General features: G+C 45.1%; 11 protein-coding genes, 1 other RNA gene and 2 other annotated features. Of the genes, 10 read left to right on the top strand and 2 right to left on the bottom strand.

Annotated elements, in window-relative coordinates:
• Nucleotides 1-456: 456 nt before the first annotated feature.
• The gene (locus tag BBH88_RS07745) at nt 457-2,028 is read right to left on the bottom strand and encodes an N-acetylmuramoyl-L-alanine amidase family protein (protein ID WP_065537013.1); all 1,572 of its coding nucleotides are present in this window, start codon (nt 2,026-2,028) and stop codon (nt 457-459) included.
• 112 nt (nt 2,029-2,140) lie between these two features.
• Nucleotides 2,141-2,380 (top strand) — a binding site (T-box leader).
• Nucleotides 2,381-2,435: 55 nt separating this feature from the next.
• On the opposite strand from BBH88_RS07745, the gene hisS reads away from it, so the two are divergent.
• The 4 genes from hisS to BBH88_RS07765 all read left to right on the top strand — a co-directional run bounded on the left by hisS (nt 2,436) and on the right by BBH88_RS07765 (nt 6,598).
• Nucleotides 2,436-3,716: a histidine--tRNA ligase gene (hisS, locus tag BBH88_RS07750; RefSeq protein ID WP_006828742.1), complete on the top strand. Its 1,281-nt coding sequence runs from the start codon at nt 2,436-2,438 to the stop codon at nt 3,714-3,716.
• A 2-nt stretch (nt 3,717-3,718) separates the two neighbouring features.
• On the top strand, nt 3,719-5,503 hold the full coding sequence (gene aspS, locus BBH88_RS07755) for an aspartate--tRNA ligase (RefSeq protein ID WP_065537012.1): 1,785 nt from the start codon (nt 3,719-3,721) through the stop codon (nt 5,501-5,503).
• 44 nt (nt 5,504-5,547) lie between these two features.
• Nucleotides 5,548-5,730: non-coding RNA, 6S RNA (gene ssrS / locus BBH88_RS07760), on the top strand.
• 103 nt (nt 5,731-5,833) lie between these two features.
• Complete coding sequence (locus tag BBH88_RS07765; RefSeq protein ID WP_006828740.1) at nt 5,834-6,598, top strand: tRNA threonylcarbamoyladenosine dehydratase; 765 nt, start codon at nt 5,834-5,836, stop codon at nt 6,596-6,598.
• Between the two features lie 109 nt (nt 6,599-6,707).
• On the opposite strand, the gene BBH88_RS07770 is transcribed toward BBH88_RS07765, so the two are convergent.
• Nucleotides 6,708-7,997 carry a replication-associated recombination protein A gene (locus BBH88_RS07770; protein ID WP_006828739.1) on the bottom strand — a complete coding sequence of 430 codons (1,290 nt, stop codon included), beginning with the start codon at nt 7,995-7,997 and terminating at the stop codon, nt 6,708-6,710.
• Between the two features lie 482 nt (nt 7,998-8,479).
• Between BBH88_RS07770 and cymR the strand changes: the two genes are divergently transcribed.
• From cymR to alaS, 6 genes are all read left to right on the top strand, one after another.
• Nucleotides 8,480-8,896, top strand: a complete 417-nt coding sequence (cymR, locus tag BBH88_RS07775; protein ID WP_065537011.1) for a cysteine metabolism transcriptional regulator CymR — start codon at nt 8,480-8,482, stop codon at nt 8,894-8,896.
• 14 nt (nt 8,897-8,910) lie between these two features.
• Nucleotides 8,911-10,044, top strand: coding sequence for a cysteine desulfurase family protein (locus BBH88_RS07780; RefSeq protein ID WP_065537010.1), 1,134 nt, complete (start codon nt 8,911-8,913; stop codon nt 10,042-10,044).
• Nucleotides 10,045-10,057: 13 nt separating this feature from the next.
• Nucleotides 10,058-11,176, top strand: coding sequence for a tRNA 2-thiouridine(34) synthase MnmA (gene mnmA / locus BBH88_RS07785; RefSeq protein WP_006828736.1), 1,119 nt, complete (start codon nt 10,058-10,060; stop codon nt 11,174-11,176).
• A 14-nt stretch (nt 11,177-11,190) separates the two neighbouring features.
• Nucleotides 11,191-11,850 (top strand): tetratricopeptide repeat protein, encoded by a 660-nt coding sequence (locus tag BBH88_RS07790; protein WP_040851910.1) that lies wholly within the window; start codon nt 11,191-11,193, stop codon nt 11,848-11,850.
• Between the two features lie 24 nt (nt 11,851-11,874).
• Entirely contained in the window at nt 11,875-14,292 is a 2,418-nt protein-coding gene (gene recD2 / locus BBH88_RS07795; protein ID WP_065537009.1) for an SF1B family DNA helicase RecD2, read from the top strand.
• Between the two features lie 457 nt (nt 14,293-14,749).
• Nucleotides 14,750-14,959: a binding site (T-box leader), on the top strand.
• A gap of 41 nt (nt 14,960-15,000) precedes the next feature.
• Nucleotides 15,001-17,625, top strand: coding sequence for an alanine--tRNA ligase (alaS, locus tag BBH88_RS07800; protein WP_006828733.1), 2,625 nt, complete (start codon nt 15,001-15,003; stop codon nt 17,623-17,625).
• The last annotated feature ends 69 nt before the right edge of the window (nt 17,626-17,694 follow it).

Below are 17,694 nucleotides of genomic sequence, written 5' to 3' on the forward strand. Positions count from 1 at the left end.
TCTTTTTATTTTGTGCACTTATGCACGATTCCTGCGCGTTATGCACGTTGGCGGCCGGATACGTTCGCCCAGCAGAAGATACGCGCGTTGGCGGCCGGATACGTTCGCCCAGCAGAAGATACGCCCGCTCAGCAGAAGATACGCACGTTGGCGGCCGGATACGTTCGCTCAGCAGAAGTTATGCACGTTGGTGGCCGGATACGCCCGCCCAGCAGAAGATACGCGCGTTGGCGGCCGGATACGTTCGCTCAGCAGAAGTTATGCACGTTGGTGGCCGGATACGCCCGCCCAGCAGAAGTCACGCACGCCGGTGGCCGGATACGCCCGCTCAGCAGAAGATACGCACGCTGGCGGCCGGATACGCCCGCTCAGCAGAAGATACGCACGCCGGTAGGGAGATACGCACCCACGCTAAAATTACACAGAAAAAAGCACGGAGAAATTCTCCGTGCTTTTTTATTCGCTCAGCTGGGCATCGAAATAATTGATGATGCCGGTGTAGAGGCCGAGCGCTGCTTGTTCACGAAATTGATTGCTGGTCAGGACGCGTTCTTCGTTAAAGTTACTCAAGAAGCCAAGCTCGACAAGAACCGCTGGCTGCTTGTTTTCACGGAGCACCAGATAATTACCATGTTGGACGCCGCGGTCATGCAAAGTCAATTTATCACCAAGCCCTGTGTTGAGGGATTCGGCAAGCTTTTTTTGGTAATCGTGCTGGTAATACGAAGTGAAACCTGACACGTTGCTGTCTTCTGTGGCATCATAATGGATGCTGATAAAGGCATCAGCTCCAGCTTGATGGCTTCCAGCAACGCGTTTACGAAGGTCGACATAAGTGTCGGACTGCCGAGTCATAACAACTTTAGCGCCTGCTGCGTTCAAATGATGAGACAGAATTTCTGCCGTCTTTAAAGTCAATTCTTTTTCTTCTGTTTTGCGGACGCCGACTGTGCCGCCGTCATTGCCGCCATGCCCGGGATCGAGAACAATAGTAACACCGTTTAATGTTCCTTTTTTACGAGCGGGCAAGTCGGTCTGCTCTTTTTCAACATTCGCTTCTTCTGATGACACGACCCATTCGGCCACAAAAGCTGTTTGGCCATCCGGTAAGGAAACCTGATACCATTCGCCTTGTTTGCCGGTCACTGCTAGTTTTTCTCCGGCATCTGCGCGGCTAGCAACTTCAGAAGCGGTCGATGCCGCGGTACGAAGATTTGTTCCATCAGTCAGGATGGTGACGGACTCTTTTGTATCATTTTCGACAGTTTCTGCCGTTTGATCGGATAATTGGCCGTGGAATGCATACGCCCAGCCTTTTTTGTCTTCAGCTAATTCGATTTCCACCCAATTGCCTTGCGTGGAAACGACGGGGAAGACTTGGCCTTTGTTGACCATCAGCTGGATTTCGGAGCTGAGGTCAGGTTTCGAACGAACATTCAATGCGCTAACAGCAATTTCAAAAGAGGAGACTTTGGAAATTGCGTCTTTCTTCTGAACGGGTTCCGTTTCATCGGTCGGTTGTTCGGTTTCAGAAGCACCTTCTGCCAGGCTTATGTATTGCTTCGAGACAAATCCGCGCGTATTGCGGAAGTCGATTTCAATCCAGCCATCGGTTGTACTGATCACTTTCGCCTTTTCTCCGGCATTCATTTTCGTGAGCACGGCTGCTGATAAATCAGCCTGTGCACGAACATTCAAGCCGTTCACTGAAGAAACAGCAGTTTGTCCAGATGCTGTTTGCTCTTCGCCAGAAGGAGTCGTGAGCCATGAAGCAATCCAGCCTTCCTGTCCATCGAAGCGGACTTCCAGCCAGTCACCTTGTTTTGATATGACAGAAGCGGTTTGTCCTTGCTCTAAATCACCAGTTACGCTGTAAGACAACCCAGGACCAGAGCGGACATTAACCATTGAGCCGGAAATTTCAACGGTGCCATTGTCAGCTGAAACATGATCTTTATCCAGCAGCGGAAAGCTGCCAGCTATAAATAAAACGAATAAAATAAATGCGGTTAGCCCTTTGCGTTTCATGCCATTCCCCCTAAAACAATTTCTCTACAATAGTATCAAATAAATGTCTCCTTGTGTCAAAAAGGTTGACAAGCCATTGGGGAGTTATTAAGATTGATTTATTATCCTTATATATTTGCTGACGACGAAGAAAGTAATTGCATGATTCGGCTGAAAAGAGAGGGAAAGTCTCGGGCTGTAAACTTTCCTACAGACAACTGCGACGAAAAACACTTTTGAGGCTTTTTTCTGAACCGCGCTTGCTGCTTAGTAGGAAAAAACGGAACCGGCCGTTACCCGGAATGAGAGGATGCATCTTTTTGCATCAACTAGGGTGGAACCGCGGAAGCTAATACAGGCTCTCGTCCCTTGCGTAAAGCAAGGGGCGGGAGCTTTTTTGTATGGAAAAATAAAGGAGTGAAGAAATGATGAACATTCAAGCACCACGCGGCACGTACGATGTGCTGCCCGACCAATCCGCTAAATGGCAAGAAGTTGAACAAAAAATCAATGACTTGTGTAGACTTTATCAATACAAAGAAATTCGCACGCCGATTTTCGAACACACGGAATTATTCCAGCGTGGTGTTGGCGACACGACAGATATCGTTCAAAAAGAAATGTACACATTCCAAGATCGTGGCGATCGTTCGCTGACGTTGCGCCCAGAAGGCACAGCTTCTGTCGTGCGTTCATATGTTGAAAATAAATTATTCGGCATGCCGGACCAGCCAGTAAAGTTGTTTTATACAGGTCCGATGTTCCGCTATGAACGTCCACAAGCCGGGCGCATGCGCCAGTTTGTACAATTTGGTGTGGAAGCAATCGGTTCTAAAGATCCAGCAATTGACGCAGAAGTGATTTCACTAGCGATGGAAGTGTACCGTGCTGTCGGGCTCAAGCAATTGCGTTTAGTCATCAACTCACTTGGTGATACGGAAAGTCGCGTAGCGCACAAAGAAGCATTGATCCAGCATTTTGAACCGAGTATCAATGAATTCTGCAGAGATTGCCAGACGCGTCTCGAGAAAAATCCGTTGCGTATTCTAGACTGCAAAGTGGACCGCAACCATCCGTTGATGGCAACAGCGCCGTCACTTGCTGATTATTTAAACGAAGAATCACAAGCTTATTTTGATGAAGTGCAATCTTATCTTTCTAGCATGGACATCGAATTTGTTGTCGATCCAAATTTAGTGCGCGGACTTGATTACTATAACCACACAGCTTTCGAGATTATGAGTGACGCTGAAGGTTTTGGTGCCATTACGACTTTGGCAGGGGGCGGCCGCTATAACGGTCTCGTTGAAGACTTAGGCGGACCCGAATCACCAGGAATTGGTTTTGCGATGAGTATCGAGCGACTGTTATTAGCGCTTGAAATGGAAAAAGTCGAAATTGGTCAATCCAACAATTTGGAAGTTTACGTCATAGCGATGGACGAAACGACGAAGAAAAAAGCGTTTGCGGTTGTTCGTGATTTACGCTTGAACGGCATTTCGACAGACATGGATTTCGCTGGTCGCAAAGTAAAGGCACAAATGAAATCGGCTGACCGAAAAGGTGCCGGCTTTGTTATCGTCATCGGCGAAACGGAACTGGAAAGCGGCAAAGTGGCATTAAAAGAAATGGCGACGGGTGAGCAACAGGAAATGGCATTCGAAGAAATCGCTGGAACGATATTGAAAAAGAAATCACTGGGGGAATAACTATGTCGAGAACGCATTATTGTGGGGAAGTCAACGAAACTGTTATTGGACAGCGTGTAACATTAAAAGGATGGGTGCAAAAACGTCGGGACTTAGGCGGTTTGATTTTTGTCGACGTTCGCGACCGTTCAGGAATCGTTCAAGTAGTCTTTAATCCCGAAATTTCGAAAGAAGCGGCTGCAATCGGCGAATCACTGCGCAATGAATTCGTGATTCATATTGATGGATTGGTTGTAAAACGAGCACCAGACCAAATTAATGCAACGATGAAAACCGGTAAAATCGAAGTGCAGGTGGACCACGCAGCCATCATCAATGCTGCGAAAAATCCACCATTCGCCATCGAAGACAATACCGATGTCAGTGAAGATCTGCGACTGAAATACCGGTACTTGGACCTGCGACGTCCTGCGATGTACGAAACATTCAAAATGCGTTCAGACCTTACCAAATCGATTCGTCGCTTTTTAGATGAAGAAGGATTTATCGAAGTGGAAACCCCGATTTTGACAAAATCTACACCTGAAGGCGCACGTGATTATTTAGTGCCAAGTCGTGTTCATGATGGAGAGTTTTACGCTTTGCCACAATCTCCTCAGTTGTTTAAACAAATGTTGATGGTTTCTGGATTTGATAAATATTACCAGATTGCCCGTTGTTTCCGTGATGAAGATCTTCGTGCAGACCGTCAGCCGGAATTCACGCAAATCGATATGGAAATGAGCTTCCAGACAATGGAAGATATTATTGAAATGAATGAGCGCCTAATGGTTCAAATGATGAAAGATGTTAAAAAGATCGACATCGAACCGACTTTTCAACGCATGAGCTATACCGAAGCAATGGATCGCTTTGGTTCGGATAAACCAGATGTGCGTTTTGGTCTAGAACTGGTCGATGTATCAGAACTGGTCAAAGAGTCAGCGTTCAAAGTCTTCACTGGCGCAATTGAAAACGGCGGTCAAGTGAAACTGATTAACGTTAAAGGGCAAGCTGCTAATTATTCGCGCAAAGATATTGACGCATTGGGTGCTTTTGCTGCAGTTTACGGAGCAAAAGGCTTGGCTTGGCTAAAGGTCGAAGAACAAGGCGTTAAAGGACCGATTGCTAAATTCTTTGAAGGCGAAGCGGCAATTGCGTTGACTGAACGTGCACAAGCGGAAGCTGGCGATTTATTGCTGTTCGTGGCTGACAAGAAAACCGTGGTGGCAGATGCACTTGGTGCACTTCGTTTGAAGTTTGGCAAAGAACTCAGCCTAATTGACAACTCGGTCTATAAATTCCTGTGGATTACGGACTGGCCGCTACTTGAGTACGATGATAAAGAAGGCCGCTATTATGCAGCCCACCATCCTTTCACAATGCCATTTGAAGAAGACTTGGAAAAACTGACAACAGAGCCGCAGAATGTCCGTGCACAGGCGTATGACCTTGTCTTGAACGGCTACGAGCTAGGAGGGGGATCTTCCCGTATTTACCGCCGCGAAATCCAGGAGCAGATGTTTGAAGTGCTAGGCTTTAGTAAAGAAGAAGCTAACGAACAATTCGGATTCTTGATGGAAGCTTTCGAATACGGAACTCCTCCACACGGCGGAATTGCTTTCGGTTTAGATCGACTGGTTATGCTGCTTGCAGGGCGCACCAACTTGCGTGACACCATCGCATTCCCAAAAACTGCCAGTGCCAGTGATTTGTTAACAGATGCGCCGAGCCCGGTTTCGAATTCACAGCTTGATGAATTGAGTCTGTCGCTGAACATTCAGAATAATAAAAAATTATTAACGTAAAAAACTTGTCTAAATAAAAAAGGTGTGCTAATATACGTGTATAGAGAATCCTGATGTGTTCGTTTTGAGCAATTCGATTTTGACCCAACATTATGTCGTCGGGAGATCAAATTTCACCATGGCTAACATGCCTTAACGGGAAGTTATAAGTGGTGAAGAGGTCACCCACCTGCTTTCAGCGGGTTCAAACGATGCGCACCAACAAAGACGGCACGATTGGGATTCCTAACTTAAAAAATCATTTTTATCCCTTCGACAATTTATTGTCGGGGGGATTTTTAATGTGTATACTTTCTAGTATGCGTATCAACTTTGAAAGGCAGTGGCTCAATGTTACACCAATTCTCAAGAAATGAATTAGCGGTAGGAAAAGAAGGAATTGATTTATTAAAAAATACGACGGTCGCCATTCTGGGCATCGGAGGCGTGGGTTCATTCGCGGCAGAAGCTTGTGCAAGAAGTGGTGTTGGTACTATTATTCTAGTGGACAAAGACAATGTCGACATCACCAACATCAACCGCCAGCTGGTTGCCAACTTGTCGACTGTCGGACAATCTAAAGCAGGGGTCATGAAAGACCGCATCGCCGATATCAATACAGAATGCAAGGTCATACCCCTGCATATGTTCTATACAGAAGAAACTTGTGAAGAATTCTTTAGCTACAACCCGGATTACGTCATCGATGCATCTGACACGATGATTTATAAAGTACATTTGATGGAAGAATGCTACAAGCGTGACATTAAAATCATCGCTAGTATGGGAGCGGCCAATAAAACCGATCCGACTCGTTTTAAAATTGCCGATATTTCCAAGACACATACTGATCCGTTAGCGAAAATCATCCGCAAAAAATTGCGTAAATCTGGAATTTATAAAGGCATTCCTGTTGTTTTTTCAGACGAAAGCCCAATCATTGTCCGTGAAGATGTGGTCGAAACCGTCGGCAAGCCTGATGCGACTATCCGCAAAGCGCAAATGCCACCGTCTTCAAACGCCTTCACACCTTCGGCGGTAGGCTTGATCACCGCCAGTTGGGTCGTTAATGATATTACCAAATCAATTCCGATCACGCGCGTTCGTATGAATTAAGCAGCAGCCGGCTCTTTCCGTAAGCCGGCTTTTTTATGTAGTCTTTCATGAATGAATTCATGGAAAAAGCCATTTCCTTTTTAGGAAATGGCTTTGCTTAATTCTTGTTTTATTTTTTGTTTTTCCGAAAGCTTTTCAACTTCTCATAAATTCCGGCGAATTTCTTCTCTTCGCCGGCGATGATCGGTTTGTAGAACTCGGCCGACTTCACTTCTTTCGGTAAATAGTCCTGATCCGCCCATCCGCCAAACGATCCGATTGGCGTGTCATGTGGATAGCGGTAGCCGCCGTGGCCAAGGTCAGCACTTCCGGCGTAATGCGTATCGCGCAAATGCATCGGAATGTCTCCCACATTGCCTTTATTAATAGCCGCTGTGGCCGCATCAATAGCTTGATAGGCCGAATTGGATTTTTCGGACAAGCACATTTCAGCGATAGCTTGAGCGAGTGGAATGCGAGCTTCTGGCAGGCCGAGGCGATCAGCTGCTTGGCAGGCCGACAGAACATGGCCACCGACTGCCGGGTTTGCAAGTCCGATATCTTCGTAGGCCATGACTAGCAGACGGCGAGTGACCGCAGTCAGGTCGCCATTTTCCAACAGATGCGCCAAATAGTACATAGCGGCGTTGACATCGCTGCCCCGCACTGATTTTTGTAAGGCAGACAGCAGGTTAAAGAAATGAGATCCTTTCTTGTCGCCGAATACACCGACACGTTTAATCATCTGCTCAACCATTTGATCTTCGACAATGTATTTGCCGTCGAGTTCATCAGAAGCGATGACAATCGATTCTAGCATGGTCAACGCTTTGCGAGCATCGCCGTTTGTACCTTCTGCGATGCGTTCGACTTGTTTTTCAGAAATCTCAATTTGTTCGCTGCCGAGTCCACGCTTTGGTTCGGTCAATGCGGTATTCAACAACTGAACGATGTCTTCTTGCGTAAGCCGTTTCAACTGCTTGATTTCACCGCAGCGTGACCGAATCGCCGGATTGACATCGTGAAACGGATTTTCCGTCGTCGCGCCAATGAGGACAATCGAACCGCTTTCGACATGCGGCAGCAAAGCATCTTGCTGTAATTTATTGAAGCGGTGGATTTCGTCAAGAAACAACAAGACTTTTCCTGTCATTCGTGATTCTGCGACGACTTCTTCGACATCTTTCTTGCCAGAAGTGGTCGCGTTCAGCGCGATGAACGGCAAATTCGACGTACCAGCGATAGCGTGGGCGATGGAAGTCTTGCCGATTCCAGGTTCACCATACAGCAGCATGGAAGGGACGTGGCCGTTGCTGATCATTTTATATAAAGCTGTATGCGGGCCGATGACGTCTTTCTGTCCGACGACTTCATCGATCGTCCGTGGGCGCATACGGAAAGCTAAAGGTTCGTTGTGCATGCAAAAACTCCTTCCGTACATTCGTTCTATCAGTATAGCGTTAGAAGTTTCAGAAGTCATTGGAAGTCCATTCAAGTCAAATTATGATATACTGTTTTGAAGAATATTGGTATTTATTTACCGTGGATTAAAGGGCTAATTTTTTAAAAACTGCTCAAGAGATGAGGTCTGAAGAAATCTCTCCGGGCGGACGCTTTCCTCACTGCGCTCAGTCCAAGGTCTTAAGCTCGCATCGCTTCGCTACTCCCCAGAGGAGTCTCCACCTTCTGCTCTTTCTTCTAAGAGTCATCTAGACATATGCGGATGAAACATAATTTAAATCATACAAATTTGTAAGAATCCCTGCCTTGTTGATTTTTGTCCCTTAAGATATGGGGGAAATTAGCGGAGACTCCCGCAAGCCCGCAAGAAAGCAAAGCTGGTTTTTGGAATATCCTTAATCAACAAATTTAGTTCAATTTATGAAACTTAGAGGTGTAACAATGAAAATATCTACTAAAGGCCGTTACGGTCTGACCATTATGATCGAACTTGGTAAACAATACGGAGAAGGCCCTATTCCATTGCGTAAAATTGCAGCGGAAAATGATCTCTCTGAAGCATACTTGGAGCAGTTAGTGGGGCCATTGCGTAACTCTGGACTTGTCAAAAGTGTCCGTGGTGCTTACGGCGGCTATATGCTAACGCGCCATCCGAAAGAAATTTCCGCAGGTGACGTGATCCGAGTCCTAGAAGGTCCGATTCAACCGGTTGAAGGCATTGAAGACGAAAAACAACCTCAACGCGAGCTGTGGGTACGCATCCGTGACGCTGTGAAAAATGTCCTCGATACAACTACCATCGAAGATTTGGCAAAAGCTAATAACGGTGAAACTAAAAACTATATGTATTATATATAAGGGAGTAAACACATATGAATCGAATTTACTTAGACCATGCAGCGACTTCGCCGATACATCCTGAAGTGGTGACGACTTTTTCCGAAGCACTTGGAACAGTTTACGGCAATCCATCGAGCATCCATGGGACGGGTAGAGCTGCGCGAAAAGCATTAGATGATGCCCGTAAATTACTGGCAGCAAGCATCCACGCCGACGACAATGAAATCATTTTTACGAGCGGCGGTACAGAAGCGGATAATTTGGCGATTTTTGGTACTGTTTCAAAAAAAGATAACAAACACATCATTACAACAGAGACCGAACATCATGCCGTTTTGCATGCTTGTGAAAAGCTGGAGCGTGAAGGCTATGACGTGACTTATTTGCCTGTCGGTGAAAATGGGCGTGTGCGAGCAGAAGACGTGAAAAATGCGCTGCGTGACGATACAATTCTAGTATCGATCATGATGGGCAACAATGAAGTCGGTACGATTCAACCCATTGCTGAAATCGGTGAACTGCTAAAAGGAACGGATGTTACATTTCACACCGATGCTGTACAGGCATTCGGTGTCTTACCAATTGACGTTAATCTTTTGAACGTCGATTTATTATCTGTTTCTGCTCATAAGCTCAATGGCCCAAAAGGCGTCGGTTTTCTGTATCAGCGCAAAGGAACGTCATTAACTCCACTGTTGTATGGAGGAGAGCAAGAACGCAAACGCCGCGCAGGAACGGAAAACGTGCCGGCGATTTCGGCATTTGCTAAAGCTGTGGAGATTTCACTGGCGACAATGGAAGAAAAAACGGAAGCTTACGAGCAATACAAAACTATTTTTAAAGCTGTTTTGGATAAACACAGCATTGACTACAAAGAAAACGGCAGTCATTCGATGCCGCATATTTTAAATCTCAGCATTCCAGGTATCGAAATTGAGTCGTTTCTGGTCAATTTGGATTTAGCAGGAATTTCAGCTTCTAGTGGATCCGCTTGCTCTGCGGGATCAATCGATCCTTCTCATGTGCTAGTTGCGATGTACGGCGAACAAGCTGCTGAAATTCGTAATTCCATTCGTTTCAGTTTCGGTCTCGGGTTAACGCCTGAAGATATTGAACAAGCTGCCGAAAAGACAGCTCAAATCAGCCAACGTTTGGCATTAAAATGAAAAGGTGAATAAAATGACTGCAAAATCACTACAAGATACACGCGTTGTCGTCGGCATGTCCGGAGGGGTCGACTCTTCGGTTGCCGCTTATTTATTGAAAGAACAAGGTTATGATGTCATCGGCATTTTTATGAAAAACTGGGACGATACCGATGAAAACGGCGTCTGCACAGCCACAGAAGATTATGAAGACGTCATTCGTGTCTGTAACCAAATCGGCATTCCTTACTACGCAGTGAATTTCGAAAAGCAATATTGGGACAAAGTTTTCACGTATTTCTTGGAAGAATACAAAGCAGGACGCACGCCAAATCCAGACGTTATGTGCAATAAAGAAATCAAATTCAAAGCATTTCTAGAGCACGCGTTAAGTTTAGGTGCAGATTATTTAGCGACTGGCCATTACGCACAAGTCGAGCACGCAGAAAACGGCGAAACGAAAATGTTACGTGGCAAAGATAATAACAAAGATCAAACTTACTTTTTGAATCAATTAGACCAAAGTCAATTGTCTAAAGTGATGTTCCCAATCGGTCATATGGAAAAGAAAAAAGTTCGTGAAATCGCGCTAGAAGCTGGACTTGCAACAGCAACGAAAAAAGATTCTACGGGCATTTGTTTTATTGGGGAACGTAATTTTAAAGAATTCTTAGGACAATACTTGCCGGCACAACCAGGCGGGATGGAAACTTTAGAAGGCGTCAAAATGGGTTCACACGACGGTTTAATGTACTATACAATCGGTCAACGCCAAGGACTCGGAATTGGCGGTGCGGGAGACCCGTGGTTCGTGATCGGCAAAGACTTGAAAAAGAACGTTTTATACGTTGGGCAAAATATCCATCACGATGCACTTTTTTCGGATAGCTTGACTGCGGTAAACTTAAGCTTCACGTCAAATACAGCACCAACTGGTATTTTAGAGTGCACGGCTAAATTCCGTTACCGCCAGCAAGATGTTGGCGTAAGCGTTGAATTTAAAGACGAAAGAGCCGTCGTGACATTTACGGAGCCAGTCCGTGCCATTACCCCCGGACAAGCCGTAGTCTTTTATGACGGCGAAGAATGCCTCGGCGGCGGCACGATCGATCGTGTCTTTAAAAATGGCGCGCGTTTGGAATATGTAGGTTAATGGGAGAGACAGCGATGAATTACAACGAAATCGGTATACAAGCGTTACAAGAAGGCAATGCGGAAAAAGCAGTTGAAGCTTTTACACAAGCCATTGAAGAACAACCGGAAAATCCGCTAGGCTACATCAATTTTGGCCATGTATTAACCTCAATGGACGAAATTGATCGTGCAGAACGGTTTTTCCAAAAAGCTATTGCATTAGACGAAACATCAGCGACTGCTTTTTATGGGTTAGCCAATTTATATTTCAATTCAGAACGTTATTCAGAAGCATTAAAGCTTTATGAAAAAGCGTTGCAATACGAACTTGAAGGTGCAGATGCGCATTTCATGATCGGCAAATGTTTGGAGAAGTTAGAGCAGCCAAAATTAGCGTTACCTTATCTTCAACGCGCTGTAGAATTGGATGACAGGGATATTCAGGCTCGTTTGAGCTACGGCATATGTTTAGCATCTATGGAACTGTTTGAACTAGCAGAACCTCAATTTTTGAAAGTTGTTGAACAAGATTCCAACCATTCGGATGCCCATTATAATTTGGGTGTTCTTTATGCGGTTTCTACAAACCGTAAGGAAGATGCTATGCATCATTTAAAACAAGCTTATACTTTGGATGAACAGAACGAAATGGCGCGATACGCTTACGATATGATTGCAACGACACTAGAATAGCCACGTGAAAAGGGGACGACAGAAATGACCGGACAAATCGACTTATTTCAAGAAGAAAAGCAGTTTGTATTAGGGCGTCCTGTCGTCTCGATTTTTCACAATCCCCGAAATTTATTCTCCATTGCCAAAGTGAAAATTCAAGAAACCAATACCCCATATACCGAAAAAGAAATCATTGTGTCTGGCTATTTTCCAATGCTATCGCTCGAAGAACAGTATCGTTTTACCGGCGTAGTGAAAAATCATCCGCGTTATGGTGTTCAATTTCAAGTGGAAACCTTCTCCAAAGAAGTACCAGAAACTGAGCAAGGGATTATCCATTATTTGTCAAGTGACATGTTTAATGGCATTGGTCGGAAAACGGCGGAAACAATCGTCAAAAAACTCGGCAAAGAAGCTATTAAAAAAATTCTGGAAGACCCGGATGCACTTGATAAGGTGCCGCGTTTGTCTGATGATAAAAAAGACACCATCCGTGCGACTTTGCAGATGAACCTTGGTCTTGAGCGTGTCATGATCCAACTCAACGACTGGGGCTTTGGCCCGCAAGTCGGCATGCGGATATACCAAGCTTACCGCGAAGAAACGATTGATATTCTAACAAAAAATCCGTTCAAACTTATTGAAGAAATTGAAGGAATCGGTTTTCAACGTGCTGATGAACTCGGAACAAAACTCGGCATCACCGGCAGTCATCCGGATCGTATCAAAGCGGCGATTTTGCATATTCTCAACCAAGCTTCCCTGTCTGATGGTCATGTCTATGTGGACGCTAAAACCTTGATTCCATTAGTTAAAGAAATGCTCGAAGCACGCCAACAAGGTGAAATTGCGATTGAAGCAATTTCGAAAGCCGCTATCGAATTGGGTGAAGAAGGTAAAGTCGCAGGTGAAGAAACGCGGCTTTATTTGCCATCGCTATATTATTCAGAAGTCGGGATTGCGACAAAGCTGGAAACTTTGCTTGCCGCACAAGAAAATCGCACGAAATTTCCAAGTTCAGAAGTCCGCAAAGCGCTCGGGGAAGCGGAAGAACGTCTTGGGGTCAATTACGCAGAAACGCAAGTTGACGCAATTGAAAACAGTATCAATTCATCGGTCATGATTTTAACGGGTGGACCAGGTACTGGTAAGACGACGGTCGTTCGTGGATTGGTAGAAATCTATGCAGAACTGCACGGTTTGTCACTCGATCCAAAAGAATACGCCAAGAAAAAAGAACCATTTCCAATTATTTTGGCAGCACCTACGGGACGTGCAGCTAAACGTTTAAGTGAATCAACCGATTTACCGGCGATGACGATTCATCGTTTACTAGGCTTTAACGGACAAGAAAAAGATGAAGAAACCGAAAAAGAAATCGAAGGTAAATTGATTATTATCGATGAAATGTCAATGGTTGACACTTGGCTTGCCCATCAATTGCTAAAGGCCGTACCAGAAGATGCTCAACTAATTTTCGTCGGAGACCAAGACCAATTACCACCGGTCGGGCCGGGACAAGTACTAAGAGACCTACTCGAATCAAAACGGATTCCAACTGTAGAACTGACCGATATTTACCGGCAGTCGTCAGGCTCTTCAATTATTGAACTTGCCCATCAAATGAAAAACGGTCAATTGCCAAATGACATTACTGCAAAAACAGCAGACCGCTCTTTCATCAAAGCAGGAATTGAACAGATTCCATCTGTCGTTGAAAAAGTGGTTAAAAGCGCCTTGTCAAAAGGCCATTCCATCAAAGATATTCAAGTTCTAGCGCCTATGTACAAAGGACCAGCAGGCATTGATGTTTTGAATCGGTTGATTCAGGAGATGGTCAATCCCAATCCAGACGGCAAACGCAAAGAACTGGTATTCGGTGACATCACCTATCGTATCGGTGACAAGATCCTCCAGCTTGTCAATCAGCCGGAAAGCAATGTCTTCAATGGCGATATGGGCGAAGTCGTCGCAATTATGAAAGCAAAAGAAACTGTCGAAAAGCAAGATATGCTAGTGGCTTCTTTTGATGGCATCGAAGTGACTTACGAACGCAGCGACTTGAATCAACTGACGCTAGCGTACTGCTGCTCGATTCATAAATCACAGGGCTCTGAATTCTCAACGGTCATTATGCCAGTAGTTCGAGGCTATATGAAAATGCTGCGCCGCAATTTGCTTTATACCGGCATCACACGCAGCAAAGATTTTCTCATCCTATGTGGCGACCCGAGCGTTTTCCGCTATGGTGTTGAACGCACGGACGACGCGCAGCGGATGACCACTTTGAAAAACCGTTTGGCAGTTGCAGCGGAAGAACCGAAAACCGAACAACAAACCATGCTAAAAGCAGAAGAAAAACAAAGTAAACCTATCAGCCTAACCACCGAAAACGTCCATGCCATCCACCCAATGATCGGCATGGAAGGCATCACCCCACAGAAATTTATAGAAGCTTGAGTTGCCAAAAGACACGATAGAATGAAGTTTTGAGCTTAAGAAATCGCTCTAGGCGGACGCTTTCCAAGGGCATGGCCACTGCCGCTTCCCTCGCTACGCTCAGTCCAGTGGCTCCGGCTCATGCTATTCCCGCAGGAGTCGCCGCCATCCACTCTTTCTTTAAAGGTAATGTAATACAGAAGTGGTGAAATTAATTGATCGTGGAGTTGCTGGTCTGAAAAGATTTTAGAGGAAAAAGAATTTTATTATTAACATGCTACTTATAGGTTGCGAAGCAAAACAGCTGAGACTCCCGCGGGATAGCGAGGTGCTGAAATCCACTTGGGCGTTAAGCTCGAGTTAGTTCGGCGGAAGCCCGCAAGAAAGCGAAGTTGTTTTGTGCAGTAACTCTATCCAATTAAAGTCTCACTATTGACATCGCGCAAGGCTTTTTCTATAATTCAAATTAGACTGATAGATAAACACATTGATGGAGACAGTATAAAATCGCATCCGAAAAGAAACGGGACTCTTGGCTGAAAGGTCCTGACGAGATTTGATTTTAGAAAGCTACTCCGGAGTGCAGCTAATCCCTGCCGTTGAACCGCGTTAAGGTGTTCGAGAGACACGGAGTTTCATGCTCCGTGTAACTAGGGTGGTACCGCGAAATAAAGCCTTCGTCCCTTTTTTGGGATGAAGGCTTTTTACTATGCTGAGGAGGAAAAATAGATGAAAAATTTGAAAGCTGAAGACATCAGACAACTGTATCTCGACTTCTTTAAAGAGAAAGGCCATGATCAGGAGCCAAGTGCACCGCTCGTGCCTTTTGAAGATCCGTCCCTTTTATGGATCAATAGCGGCGTGGCAACCTTGAAAAAATATTTTGACGGTCGTGTCATTCCTGAAAATCCGCGGATCGTCAACGCGCAAAAATCGATTCGGACTAACGATATTGAAAATGTCGGAAAAACAGCACGCCATCATACCTTCTTTGAAATGCTCGGCAATTTCTCCATCGGCGAATACTTCAAGACTGAAGCGATTCATTGGGCGTGGGAATTCCTGACCGACGATAAATGGATTGGCTTTGATGCTGACAAATTATCGGTGACTGTTCACCCGGAAGACGAGGAAGCATATGGCATTTGGTTGAATGAAGTCGGCGTGCCAGCTGAACGCATTATTCGATTAGAAGGGAATTTCTGGGATATCGGCGAAGGTCCAAGTGGTCCAAACTCTGAAATTTTCTATGACCGTGGCAAAAGCTACGGCAATGACTTGAGCGACCCTGAACTATATCCAGGCGGTGAAAATGACCGTTATTTGGAAATTTGGAATCTGGTCTTTTCACAATTCAACCACAACCCGGACCATACCTATACATTGCTTCCAAAACAAAATATTGATACAGGGATGGGCTTAGAACGTATGGCTTCTGTTGCACAAGATGTTCCAACAAATTATGATACGGATTTATTTGTGCCAATTATCCGGAAAACTGAAGAGATCTCCGGTAAAAAATACGGCGAAAACGCAGATATGGATATGGCTTTCAAAGTAATCGCCGATCATATACGTACTGTAGCATTTGCTATTGGAGACGGAGCGCTACCGTCAAATGAAGGTCGTGGGTATGTATTGCGCCGTTTGCTGCGGCGTGCTGTCCGCTATGCGAAAAAACTGGGAGTTGAACAACCGTTCCTATTCGAATTGGTCCCAGTGGTTGGCAACATTATGAAAACCTTCTATCCTGAAGTAAATGACAAACAGGACTTTATTATCCGTGTCATGAAGTTGGAAGAAGAACGTTTCCACGAAACGCTTCATGATGGCTTGACTATTTTATCGTCAGTTATGGAAAAACAAAAAGCCGTTGGACAAACGGAAATTCCGGGTGAAGATGCGTTCCGCCTATATGACACGTATGGCTTCCCGGTAGAGTTGACGGAGGAATATGCAGAAGAAGAGGGCATGTCGATCGATCACCAAGGATTTGAGGCAGCCATGCAAGCTCAGCGTGATCGTGCAAGAAAGGCGCGCCAGAATGTTAATTCGATGCAAACACAATCCGAAGTGCTGGGAAGTATTAAACAAGCCAGCGAATTTATCGGTTATAGCCAGACCGTATCGGATGCTAACGTACTGTATATTATTAAAGGCGGTGAACTTGCAGATAGCGCACACGAAGGCGAAGAAGTTCAAGTTATTTTGGATCAAACCCCTTTTTACGCAGAAAGTGGCGGTCAAATTGCAGACCACGGAACCTTGAGTAATGACTTGGTTCAAGCGGCTGTGTTGGACGTCAAAAAAGCACCGAATGGCCAGAATCTACATTCTGTACGTGTAGAGACCGGGGAATTAACTAAATCAACTGTCCATGCGCAAGTAGATGCGAAAGAACGTCGCCACACGGTAAAAAACCATACAGCGACACATTTATTGCATCAAGCACTAAAAGATGTACTCGGCACGCATGTTAACCAGGCAGGATCATATGTAGGACCGGACCGTCTACGCTTTGACTTTTCTCACTTTGGTCAAGTAACGAAAGAAGAATTGGAAAAGATCGAGCAAATCGTCAATGAAAAAGTATGGGACGGTATCGCAGTCGGTACAGGTTATCATAACTTGCAAGAAGCAAAAGAAATGGGCGCAATGGCATTGTTCGGCGAGAAATATGGTGACATTGTCCGAGTTGTAGAAATTGGCGACTATTCATTAGAGCTTTGCGGCGGCGTCCATGTATTCAATACTTCAGAAATCGGCTTATTTAAGATTGTTTCAGAAGGTGGTATTGGTGCAGGTATTCGCAGAATCGAAGCAGTTACTGGCAAAGGTGCATATGAAAGTCTAAAAGACAGCGAACAAGTATTAGAACAAGCAGCAGGATTACTGAAGTCTTCACCAAGAGACATGATTCAGAAAGTGCAAACCGTCCAGGCTGAAATGAAATTGCTGCAGCGCGAAAATGAATCGTTGCTTGCGAAAGTTTCCAATGCACAATCTGCCGGTATTCTGGATACGGCACAAAAAATAGGCGATATTACGGTATTGTCTGCAAAAGTAGAAGCCAAAGATAATAACCAGCTGCGTCAGATGATGGATGATTTGAAAACGAAAATGGACAAAGCAGTTATCGTTCTCGGTGCGACAGACGGAGATAAAGTCATGCTAGCTGCGGGCGTCACAAAAGATTTAGCTGGTGGGGATTACCATGCAGGACAAATCGTGAAACATATAGCAGAACAATGCGGCGGTAAAGGTGGCGGCCGTCCGGACATGGCGATGGCAGGCGCAAAAGATGCTGGTAAATTAGAATCGGCGCTCGAATCAGTTTACAGCTTAGTGAAATAGGTTTAATAAATTCACACTATCGGTTATAATGAGAATCAGACAGCAGGAGCAATTATTCCTATTTAAAAT

This window comes from Planococcus antarcticus DSM 14505, assembly GCF_001687565.2.
Taxonomy (GTDB): domain Bacteria; phylum Bacillota; class Bacilli; order Bacillales_A; family Planococcaceae; genus Planococcus; species Planococcus antarcticus.

Coding starts and splice junctions, on each gene's coding strand:
- BBH88_RS07765 (WP_006828740.1), top strand. CDS start 5,834: ATGTTACACCAATTCTCAAGAAATGAATTAGCGGTAGGAAAAGAAGGA.
- BBH88_RS07790 (WP_040851910.1), top strand. CDS start 11,191: ATGAATTACAACGAAATCGGTATACAAGCGTTACAAGAAGGCAATGCG.
- hisS (WP_006828742.1), top strand. CDS start 2,436: ATGAACATTCAAGCACCACGCGGCACGTACGATGTGCTGCCCGACCAA.
- BBH88_RS07745 (WP_065537013.1), bottom strand. CDS start 2,028: ATGAAACGCAAAGGGCTAACCGCATTTATTTTATTCGTTTTATTTATA.
- aspS (WP_065537012.1), top strand. CDS start 3,719: ATGTCGAGAACGCATTATTGTGGGGAAGTCAACGAAACTGTTATTGGA.
- BBH88_RS07770 (WP_006828739.1), bottom strand. CDS start 7,997: ATGCACAACGAACCTTTAGCTTTCCGTATGCGCCCACGGACGATCGAT.
- mnmA (WP_006828736.1), top strand. CDS start 10,058: ATGACTGCAAAATCACTACAAGATACACGCGTTGTCGTCGGCATGTCC.
- alaS (WP_006828733.1), top strand. CDS start 15,001: ATGAAAAATTTGAAAGCTGAAGACATCAGACAACTGTATCTCGACTTC.
- cymR (WP_065537011.1), top strand. CDS start 8,480: ATGAAAATATCTACTAAAGGCCGTTACGGTCTGACCATTATGATCGAA.
- recD2 (WP_065537009.1), top strand. CDS start 11,875: ATGACCGGACAAATCGACTTATTTCAAGAAGAAAAGCAGTTTGTATTA.
- BBH88_RS07780 (WP_065537010.1), top strand. CDS start 8,911: ATGAATCGAATTTACTTAGACCATGCAGCGACTTCGCCGATACATCCT.